Below are 9,849 nucleotides of genomic sequence, written 5' to 3'. Positions count from 1 at the left end.
TTAGTGTTTCCGAACCAGCTTTTGCCGGTTCTATTGTTTAACTTTTAATCTTTCGGTAAAAATTTACCGAAGTATTGCATACTGCAATTACAGATGCATCCGATGCACAAACAAAAGCAAATAAGGCTCAGGAATCCATAGATAGTTTACATGGCTATGTAGATGGTGCCTTTGCCGACGGCATCATCACCGAAGCCGAGGCAAAAGCCATTGAGAAGTACATTAATATGGTAAATAACACGAAGGCGGCGGTAGAGGCCACGTATAACAAATTATATATGAACATCTATCTTGGCGGTACAGCCAAAACCGGATTGCTCAATGCCAAAATGTTGCTATTTGGCGCAATCAGTGACCTTATAGCCTCCATAAATGCCGCAATTTCCGACGGAGAAACCACAGTTTCCGAGAAAAAGGATGTCGATGCCAAGTATTCTGCATTCAACAATGCGTACGCAAGTTTCAGCACCGCCGTGGAAGTTGCCAATCAAGCCATTCAGGACAAACTGAAAGAATATTCGGATGAAGCGAAAAGTGTTGCCGAGGGTGCGGTTGCAAGTCTTAAGAATATATCGCAGGATACTAAGGATGCCGTTGCCCGGAATCTTGGCTATGAGGATTTTTCCACGCTTCAGGGAATGGCGGAAAAAGGGAAAACCATCATAAATGGTGGTTTTATAAACACAGCCTTGATTGAGGCTACAGCCATTGTTACGGCGCAACTCATAGCGGATGCCATACAAAGCAACTCTTTGAATATAAACAATAAGTTCATGATTGCCAAAGATGGCACATTCAAGGGGGTTGGAGGAGAATTAGTAAATATGCTTCTGACAGGGGCTTTTCGTTCACCATTCAAATCCGGCACATTCAGGTGGCAGAATATTCCAGTGGAAATGCCGGGAGTGCAAGATAATAATAATGTCGTTATCCCTGGTAATGACTTAAACGGTAATTCCTGTCAACTACCTTCCGGCATTGAGTATGATGGTTTTAGCGCTACTATACTCAATGAATACTTTGAAGGTGTAATGGCTGTTAATCCAATGTTCTGTTATTCCCTTGCTCCTATATATGAAAATGGGGAAAAAGTGGAACGTTTGTGGGTGGCGGCGCAGGAGGGAATAGATATCCAAGGGTTTAGTGACGGTACTGTGTTTAGCGGTTGGATTGTAAAGAACCGTTTTAAGACAGCCCCGGTTCCTGCCTCTTATGTTACAATTACGACTACAGTCTCGCCGGAAGGTGCCGGAGTTGTAAAGGGAGGTGGGACGAAACCCTTTATGACCGAGTCCATAATTACAGCAGAGCCAAATCCAGGTTACGTATTCAAACATTGGAACAGTGAGTCTAATACCAATCCTGAATACAACGGTTTGTGGGATAGAGACAAAACGATGACAGCCTACTTTGAAGCTATCATAATTACTCATGATGTAAGACTTGCAGTGTCGCCGGAAGGTTCCGGCACTGTCAGTGGTGGCGGCGTTAAGACAGAAGGTACACAGGGTGTGATATCCGCTGTTGCCAATACTGGGTATGCATTCAGCCATTGGAGTAATGGAGACACACGGGCTGAAGCCGTAATAACATGGACGGCTGACGAGACAATCATTGCATATTTTGTGGCGTATACGCCAAGTATGGATGAACTGCTGACCAACGCTGAGTTGGCTAATGCAACCGGCGTTGAATTGCTTGATATCGGAATGGTTGGTGAAGATGCTTTTTCAGTGTTCCTTAACAGGATAATGTGGAATAACAAGTACTATACCTCAGGTGAGCGCAGGGCACTTTCTTTTAATAAAGGATATTTATCCGGAAAATTGTTTGCTGGCAAGACATATCGCCTGACGCTGACTTTCAAAGGGAATTTGGGCTCATACCTGATAATAGCCATAGGAGATGTCACGACATTTTCATCCGGTATTCTGAATGACTTCAATGACATTGGCGGTAAGAGTGTAAATGTAGAAACATTAACAGGTGAAGACCAGTCTCTCACAATAGACATTACACCCAATCGTGTGACAACGGCTTCGGATGCTGTCATTTTTGGGACAGAAGCCCCTGGTGGGGTAATATACATTAAATCAATATCACTAAAAGAAATATAATATGGGACAGTTAGATTATACAGCGGAAGAAGTAAATGAATTACTTGGTAAAGTAAAAGTAGGTGGTGGTAATACCGGAAGTTCTAATATCGTTATCCCGATGGCGGTGTTAATGCTGACAAATGATTCTACTTCAGATGAAATCCTCGCGGCGTTTGGCGGCAAGGATGAGTACTTGTCATTTGTTCAGTCGGTTGTTAATAACAAGGATGGGGCAGTCGTAATTGTTTATGATGAAATGAGTGACCATTATACTTATAATATAGGTATGTTAATCGCGTCGTATACCGATGAGAATAATTCAAATATTCAAATGGAAGCAACAATGAGTGGAGCGATTACTACCCTTGCAGTCTATATGACCGACGGACAAGCGATTGTAAGCGGGAATCGTCAAGAACTTCTTTTGGGGGATGCACCCAACGATGGAAAAACTTATGGACAGAAGAACGGTTTATGGGCGGAAATAGAAGCTTCCAGCGATGGATCCGATAATATAATAACTATTCCCACCGGGATATTAGAACTTACTTCCGAATCAAGTTCTGATGAGGTTTTTGCGGCCTTTGGGGGTAAGAGTGTTCTCATAGACTTGTGCAAGAAAGCACAAAGTGAAGATATTATTTGTGTGATGAAAGTGCCCGGACATGATACGGACATATCGGTTTTTACTCCTTTTATGCTTGCTGCCGATTATACGGATGTGAATAACGCTCTATTGGCTATGATGTTTTTAAATGGGGGAGCTATCATGACTATGCAAATATATATATCCGATGGAATAGCTTCGTTCGGCTCAGAGGATCTGCTTTTTATCACTTCTGATTCTGTTATTAATGACCTTATCACAACAAGTGAAGATTCTCCATTATCCGCATCAATGGGGAAAAAACTGAATGATGAAAAGGTAGCCAGTTCAGATGTGCGGACAATAAAGACATTGACGCAGTCTGAATATGATTCCATTTCCAAAGACAAAAAAACATTGTATATTATAACAGATACTGGAAAAATATATTTAGGCAGTATACCTATCACCGGAGTCTGATAAACAATTTATTGAAGAGGGGGGGATACCTTCTGCTGCGTTGTGGTGCATTTTGTATGTGGTAGGATTGCAACGATAAATAAAATATGAATCAATGTATATTTAAAAGAGAGTAATGAACAAATACTATGCAATTTTAAAGAAGATACTCGATGTCGGCAAAGTGCAGGACAATAAAAAAGGAAGGAACAATTACCTATTGAATGAACAACTATTGTTAACTCCAGCCGATCTGTTCGATATTTTCGAGTGTCACAATATCGCCCGGAAGAAACATAAAAATGAGTTACAGCTATTCATGCTGGGTGAACGCTGTGTGGAGAAATACCAGGAAGCTGGGATATATTGGTGGGACTATTGCGGTTCTATCTTTGTGAACAGCTATCCCACATACTTCGAAAAACTTCCGCCCCTCGTTGCCAAAATCAATAAGGAAAAACAGAACAGTAAGAATTATGTACTCGGACGTAGAGAGTACTCAGGCACCTTGCCTGAGTCTCGTGCAGTTCCAGATTGATGACGGGGAGCTGGTCTTGTCCGCCTACCAGCGTAATTCCGATGCCTACCTCGGCTTATCTGCCGATATCTATCGTTTGTATCTGATGGCACACCAGATAGACTTGCCATTGAAATCCATTTGTCTCAATCTTGGGAATGTGCATATCTATGAAAATAACCTTGAAAAAACACGCTGTCTGATAACAGGAGATGAGGATGTGAAATTTGATTTGAACGTATAATGAAAAAATATTAAACTATGAAAATACCCATTACATATTACGGAGGAAACAAGCTTCCCTTTTTTAGGTGTACATCTCCACTAAGATTTATACAAAGATAGTTATTCTCTATGATTTGAGGAACTTTTAAATGCCATTTGAGAAGTGTTTGAATGGCACTGGAAAATAAATAAAAAATCGCATTTCGTTTTGTGTTAATGGCTGCTAAACCATCACAAAACGTTTTGTAGAAGTATCACGGAACGTTTTGCGGTTTATATATGTCCAGAAGTTATAGATTATCTTGTTTCAAACAAATGGCGAGATAAGTAAAACAAAACACCCAATTTTACTTTGTTGGGTGTAAAATTGGGTGTTAATTTTGTAAACTATTGATAATCAATATTTATTGCGGTGCGTACGGGACTCGAACCCGTGACCCCATGCGTGACAGGCATGTATTCTAACCAACTGAACTAACGCACCATCATTTCATTTTATCGTTGCTATCTCTCTCGATTGCGGTTGCAAAGGTAGGTGTTTTTTTTGAATCTGCAATAGTTTGAAAGAAAAAAAATATCTTTTTTTTCAACATCTATTGATTATAAGAGATTTATGTTATCTTTGCATAGACAAAAAAAATAGAAACTATGGAAAATACCCCTATTGCACGTGAACTAATCGATAAAACCATCGAAGATTTTCATATTACTGATTTTGCAAAAGCCACTATCCGCGAAGTAAAAGCTATTGCAGCAAAAGCAGAAGCGGACTCCGGTGTGGAATTTATAAAAATGGAAATGGGAGTTCCCGGACTACCACCCTCCTCCGTAGGTGTAAAGGCAGAAATTGAATCGCTACAAAAAGGAATAGCAAGCCTGTATCCGGATATTAACGGCTTGCCTGCATTGAAAGAAGAAGCATCCCGCTTTATCAAGGCATTCGTCAACGTAGACGTAGCGCCGGAAGGATGCGTACCCGTTACAGGTTCCATGCAAGGAACTTTTGCCTCTTTCCTTACATGCAGCCAATGTGACGAGAAAAAAGACACAATCCTGTTTATCGACCCCGGTTTTCCCGTACAAAAGCAACAATTGGTTGTAATGGGACAAAAATATGAAACTTTCGATGTGTATGACTATCGTGGCTGCAAACTGAAAGAAAAGCTGGAAAGCTATCTCAAAAAAGGCAATATATCCGCCATTGTCTACTCCAATCCGAACAACCCCAGCTGGATATGCCTGAAAGAAGAGGAACTGCGTATCATCGGCGAACTTGCCACCCGGTATGATGTAATCGTACTGGAAGACCTTGCCTATTTCGCCATGGACTTCCGTCAGGACTTAAGCAAACCGTTCCATGCACCCTACCAACCATCCGTAGCCCATTACACCGACCATTACATACTGCTCATATCCGGTTCCAAAGCATTCAGCTATGCAGGACAACGCATCGGGGTAAGCTGCATCTCGGACAAACTTTATCATCGGGCATATCCGGGACTGACACAACGTTACGGCGGCGGTACATTCGGCACAGTATTTATCCATCGTGTCCTGTACGCCCTTTCTTCCGGAACCAGCCACTCGGCGCAATACGCACTTGCAGCCATGCTGAAAGCCGCCAATGAAGGCAAATACAACTTCCTGGATGAAGTAAAAGTATATGGCGAACGTGCACGGCGACTGAAAGAGATTTTCCTGCGTCATGGTTTCCATCTGGTATACGACAACGACCTCGGAGAGCCTGTAGCCGACGGATTTTACTTTACCATCGGTTATCCGGGCATGAGCAGCGGTGAACTTGCCAAAGAGCTGATGTACTACGGAGTAAGCGCTATCTCACTAGTAACTACCGGAAGCCACCAGGAAGGATTGCGGGCTTGCACCTCATTCATCCAAGACCATCAATACGCCCAATTGGACGAACGCATGGCCGTCTTTGCAGAAAATCATCCTGTCAGATAGGACATATATACCTTTTTACAGAGAATGAATGCGCCAAACTCTGACGACGCTTCATTCTCTGTAAAACTTTAAAACTCCCCGAAAAAATACTTTCCGGGTAAAAATTAAACAGACTCCCATAAAAAAGAGAAAGATAATTTGCTCCTTTATAGAAAAATACTTAATTTGGGGGCATGTATACCAATGCAGACATATTCAAAATAGAAACTAACCATATAGTTCCTACACGAGGAAAAGTTCTTATTTCCGAACCTTTTCTGTGCGACTATATGTTCGGGCGGTCTGTTGTTTTACTGGCAGACCATACGCAAGACGGAACCATGGGACTTGTAATGAACAAGCCGTTACCTCTGTTTCTGAATGATTTACTAAGCGAAATCAACTGTCGGGAAGATATTCCTATCTATAAAGGTGGACCGATGAGCACCGATACCCTTTTCTATTTGCACACATTGGAAAATATAACAGACTCGCTCCCCATAGCCGATGGGCTCTACCTGAACGGTGACTTCACCGCTATCAAGCAATTTATGACAGAGGGTAATTCCATCAAAGGAAGAATACGTTTCTTTCTCGGTTATTCGGGCTGGGAACCCGGACAACTGAAAAAGGAAATAGAAGAGAATACCTGGCTGGTGGACAAAGCCGATATTCCTTCGCTCATGGATGAACAAGCCTGCAGAAACTTGTGGAAAGATGCACTTAGCAAACTTGGCGGAAAATACGAAATGTGGTCACGTTTTCCGCAAATCCCCACTTTGAACTGACAGTAACCGGACAATCATCCGATTACCTACCATCCTCTACCCGCCCCACACTATCAAGGCGAATACATTGCATCAAGACAACGTCCTTAAATTTGCCGCCTGCAAACCACCATTCCTTCAGCAGTCCACATTGTACAAAGCCGCAAGAGCCGAACAAGCGCAAGCTCGCTTCATTGTCGGCAGCCACATGCACAACCAATTGTTTCAGAAATAAAAAGCCGAAGGCATAATCGCACAAAAGTCTCAAGGCATCGGAAGCGTACCCATTACCCTGATACTCTTTCCGTATCGCAATCCCCACCTCACCGCGGGAATGCATCGGTGCAAAATCCGTAATGTCAATAGTACCCACCACGGCATCATCCTCGCGACGCACTATCATCATGCGGAGCTGACGGTCGGCAAACATATCACATTGCGAATTTTCCATGTATTGCCTCAGCACATACTTGGAATACGGTACCGAGAAGTTCGTAACATCCCACGTTTGCGGGTCATTCTCCATGGCATACATTATCTCCAAATCCTCCGGCTCCATAGCCCGAAGACGCACACGCTCACTTACAAAATAAGAAGGTTTCATCATTCTTTCTCTATATGCAATTCCTTACGCAAACGATTTTCACCCGGCAGGCAGAACAGAGACGCAGTCAAGGCAATTAAAGCGCAAAGCACTCCTTTATTGCTCAGCATCATATAATAAGTAAGAAATCCTGCCAATACCGGCATGGCAAGCAGAGCCAGGCGCACCCCACTCCACAGTGCATACAGACGCAGCGCATCCGTAATGGCAACGACATCTATCTTCTTGGTCAGCATCCATGAAAACAGCTTCAAGGAAACAGGCACCAACACAGCAGTAAGCAAAATCGTGACAGTCTCCGCAAAATAAGCGGCACGCACGTCCCCTGCATAGGCACCTACCCATTCTCCGCCCGTTTCTCCAAATGCCACGAGAAATACGGGCAGCAGCCAGAAATATACAAACATCATTTTTGTGCGGGATACAACCCGCTTTATCTTTTCTTCCATACACTCGTTCTTTAAAGCCATATCACACCGCACCTGTAAACGGAGTACGGTTTACAATGCTGCGTCCAAGCGTCACCTCGTCCGCATATTCCAGTTCATCTCCCACAGAGATGCCGCGCGCTATTACGGACAGCTTCACTCCCAGCTTCTCCAGTTTGCGGTAAATATAAAAGTTGGTCGTATCACCTTCCATGGTGGTACTGAGGGCAAACACAACTTCCTTAACACCACCTACAGCCACCCTCTGCACCAGACTCTCTATCTCCAGGTCGCCGGGGCCTATTCCGTCCATCGGTGAAATCACCCCGCCCAGCACATGGTAAAGCCCGCGGAATTGCTGCGTCGCTTCCACCGCCATCACGTCGCGTATATTCTCCACTACACAAATAACGGAAGAGTCGCGCTGAGGGTTGGAACAGATGCGGCAAGTCTCCGTATCAGAAATATTATGACACACCTTGCAGTATTTCACTTCATGCTTCAACGTAACGATGGCATTGCCGAAAGCCTCCACCGCCGCCGTATCCTGACGCAGCAGATGAAGCACCAGTCTCATGGCCGTTTTCCTGCCTATACCCGGCAGTTTGGCAAACTCATTCACCGCTTTTTCCAGTAATGTCGAGGGATATTGTCCATTCATACCTTAAATTCTTCTATCGGTGGGCAAAGATAGTGCAAATTGAATGCAATGCAATTAAGTTCGCTTGAAATTATATGACCGGAATGCAGCCTGTCCTCTCCAAAAACAGAGAGAATTCCGCATTACGGACGGAGATTTTTGAAATAAGTGCTACCTTTGCATGAAGAAACAACCAAAAAACAAGTAATAAAATGGAGATAACAAGCGCCGAATTCGTCATCAGCAATACAGACGTTAAAAAATGCCCCGGCGGAACATTCCCCGAATACGCCTTCATCGGACGTTCCAACGTTGGAAAATCCAGCCTCATCAACATGCTGACGGGGCGTAAAGGACTCGCCATGACGTCCGCAACTCCGGGAAAGACCATGCTCATCAATCACTTCCTGATTAATAAGAACTGGTACATCGTCGACCTTCCGGGCTACGGCTATGCCAAGCGCGGACAGAAAGGCCAGGAACAGATTCAGCGCATCATAGAGACCTACATTCTGCAACGCGAGCAGATGACCTGCCTCTTTGTCCTCGTCGACAGCCGCCACGAGCCGCAAGCCATAGACCTCGCTTTCATAGAATGGCTGGGCGAGAACGGAGTGCCTTTTGCCATCGTTTTCACCAAAGCCGACAAGCTGAAAGGCGGCAGGATAAACAGCAACATCCGCCACTACCTGGAGAAGCTGCGTGAACAATGGGAGGAACTTCCGCCCCACTTCATCACATCTTCCGAGAACCGTATGGGGCGTGACGAACTCCTGGGTTATATCGAACAAATCAATAAAGAAATTAATTCCAAATCATAACTATCATAACCAAAATGAAAAGATTTGTTTTTTGGCAAATACTCATTGCCGCATTGCTGATGGCTCCCGACAGCCAGGCACAATCTCTGAAAGACTTATTGAACAAAGAAAACATCGAGAAGGCAGTCAATGCCATAACCGGTAAAAGCACCGCCAGCATGGAAGGGACATGGACGTATGCCGGCTCTGCCATCGAATTCGAATCGGACAACCTGCTGCAAAAGGCCGGCGGTGCGGTAGCCGCCAATGCTGCCGAAAACAAGCTGAACGAACAATTGGCCAGGGTAGGCATCAAGGAAGGACAAATGTCTTTCACTTTCAATGCAGACAGCACCTTCACAGCCAAAGTTGGCGCAAAAAGCATAAAAGGAACTTACTCCTACGATGCTTCCACACAGAATGCAAGTCTGAAATTCATGAAGCTGATCCCGCTTAACGCCAAAATAAACTGTACATCCGCCAATATGGACCTGCTGTTCAATTCGGACAAACTCTTAAAGCTGATTACCCTGATTTCCAGCAAGAGCAACAATAGCACCCTTAAAACAATCGGATCGCTGGCAAACAGCTACGATGGTATGATGCTGGGATTTACCTTGAAAAAGGAATAAATGCGGAAATAAAAAATCCCCGCAAGCATAAAACTTGCGGGGATTTCCGTCTCTTTAACAAAACATAAAAAAGAGCGGAAAACGAGACTCGAACTCGCGACCCTAACCTTGGCAAGGTTATGCTCTACCAACTGAGCTATTTCCGCAA

At 44.0% G+C, this 9,849-nt stretch carries 9 protein-coding genes, 2 tRNA genes and 1 pseudogene; 7 read left to right on the top strand and 5 right to left on the bottom strand.

Features of this window, described 5'->3' with window-relative positions; translation table 11 throughout:
* Window positions 1-74 precede the first annotated feature (74 nt).
* The 3 genes and pseudogenes from AB5903_RS19600 to AB5903_RS19590 all read left to right on the top strand — a co-directional run bounded on the left by AB5903_RS19600 (window position 75) and on the right by AB5903_RS19590 (window position 3,905).
* Window positions 75-2,117, top strand: a complete 2,043-nt coding sequence (locus tag AB5903_RS19600) for a hypothetical protein (protein WP_368118130.1) — start codon at window positions 75-77, stop codon at window positions 2,115-2,117.
* A 1-nt stretch (window position 2,118) separates the two neighbouring features.
* A complete protein-coding gene (locus tag AB5903_RS19595; protein ID WP_117740419.1) occupies window positions 2,119-3,165 on the top strand; it encodes a hypothetical protein in 1,047 nt (348 codons plus the stop codon).
* A 115-nt stretch (window positions 3,166-3,280) separates the two neighbouring features.
* A pseudogene (locus AB5903_RS19590) lies at window positions 3,281-3,905 on the top strand (thymidylate synthase).
* 391 nt (window positions 3,906-4,296) lie between these two features.
* On the opposite strand, the gene AB5903_RS19585 reads toward AB5903_RS19590, so the two are convergent.
* A tRNA-Asp gene (locus AB5903_RS19585) sits at window positions 4,297-4,370 on the bottom strand.
* A gap of 164 nt (window positions 4,371-4,534) precedes the next feature.
* Between AB5903_RS19585 and AB5903_RS19580 the strand changes: the two genes are divergently transcribed.
* A complete protein-coding gene (locus tag AB5903_RS19580) occupies window positions 4,535-5,851 on the top strand; it encodes a pyridoxal phosphate-dependent aminotransferase (RefSeq protein WP_272710733.1) in 1,317 nt (438 codons plus the stop codon).
* 173 nt (window positions 5,852-6,024) lie between these two features.
* On the top strand, window positions 6,025-6,618 hold the full coding sequence (locus AB5903_RS19575; protein WP_195658549.1) for a YqgE/AlgH family protein: 594 nt from the start codon (window positions 6,025-6,027) through the stop codon (window positions 6,616-6,618).
* A gap of 22 nt (window positions 6,619-6,640) precedes the next feature.
* On the opposite strand, the gene AB5903_RS19570 is transcribed toward AB5903_RS19575, so the two are convergent.
* The 3 genes from AB5903_RS19570 to recR are packed head-to-tail and all read right to left on the bottom strand — an operon-like array spanning window position 6,641 to window position 8,290.
* A complete protein-coding gene (locus tag AB5903_RS19570; RefSeq protein ID WP_034536323.1) occupies window positions 6,641-7,201 on the bottom strand; it encodes a GNAT family N-acetyltransferase in 561 nt (186 codons plus the stop codon).
* On the bottom strand, window positions 7,201-7,650 hold the full coding sequence (locus tag AB5903_RS19565) for a hypothetical protein (RefSeq protein WP_016662882.1): 450 nt from the start codon (window positions 7,648-7,650) through the stop codon (window positions 7,201-7,203). The genes AB5903_RS19570 and AB5903_RS19565 overlap by 1 nt, the downstream gene beginning before the upstream one ends.
* Window positions 7,651-7,672: 22 nt before the next feature.
* Entirely contained in the window at window positions 7,673-8,290 is a 618-nt protein-coding gene (gene recR / locus AB5903_RS19560; protein ID WP_195658550.1) for a recombination mediator RecR, read from the bottom strand.
* 191 nt (window positions 8,291-8,481) lie between these two features.
* On the opposite strand from recR, the gene yihA reads away from it, so the two are divergent.
* Both yihA and AB5903_RS19550 read left to right on the top strand, forming a co-directional pair.
* Entirely contained in the window at window positions 8,482-9,090 is a 609-nt protein-coding gene (yihA, locus tag AB5903_RS19555; protein ID WP_005653804.1) for a ribosome biogenesis GTP-binding protein YihA/YsxC, read from the top strand.
* 14 nt (window positions 9,091-9,104) lie between these two features.
* Window positions 9,105-9,701, top strand: a complete 597-nt coding sequence (locus AB5903_RS19550; protein ID WP_022103536.1) for a DUF4923 family protein — start codon at window positions 9,105-9,107, stop codon at window positions 9,699-9,701.
* Window positions 9,702-9,774: 73 nt separating this feature from the next.
* Here AB5903_RS19550 and AB5903_RS19545 read toward each other — a convergent pair.
* Window positions 9,775-9,847: transfer RNA gene (locus tag AB5903_RS19545), tRNA-Gly, on the bottom strand.
* Window positions 9,848-9,849 lie beyond the last annotated feature (2 nt).

This window comes from Bacteroides sp. 2201st1_D9_2201SCRN_220225, from assembly GCF_040928965.1.
Taxonomy (GTDB): Bacteria; Bacteroidota; Bacteroidia; order Bacteroidales; family Bacteroidaceae; genus Bacteroides; species Bacteroides stercoris.
The sequence above is the reverse complement of the archived record's forward strand: the minus strand, read 5'-3'. Positions and strand labels throughout refer to the sequence as shown.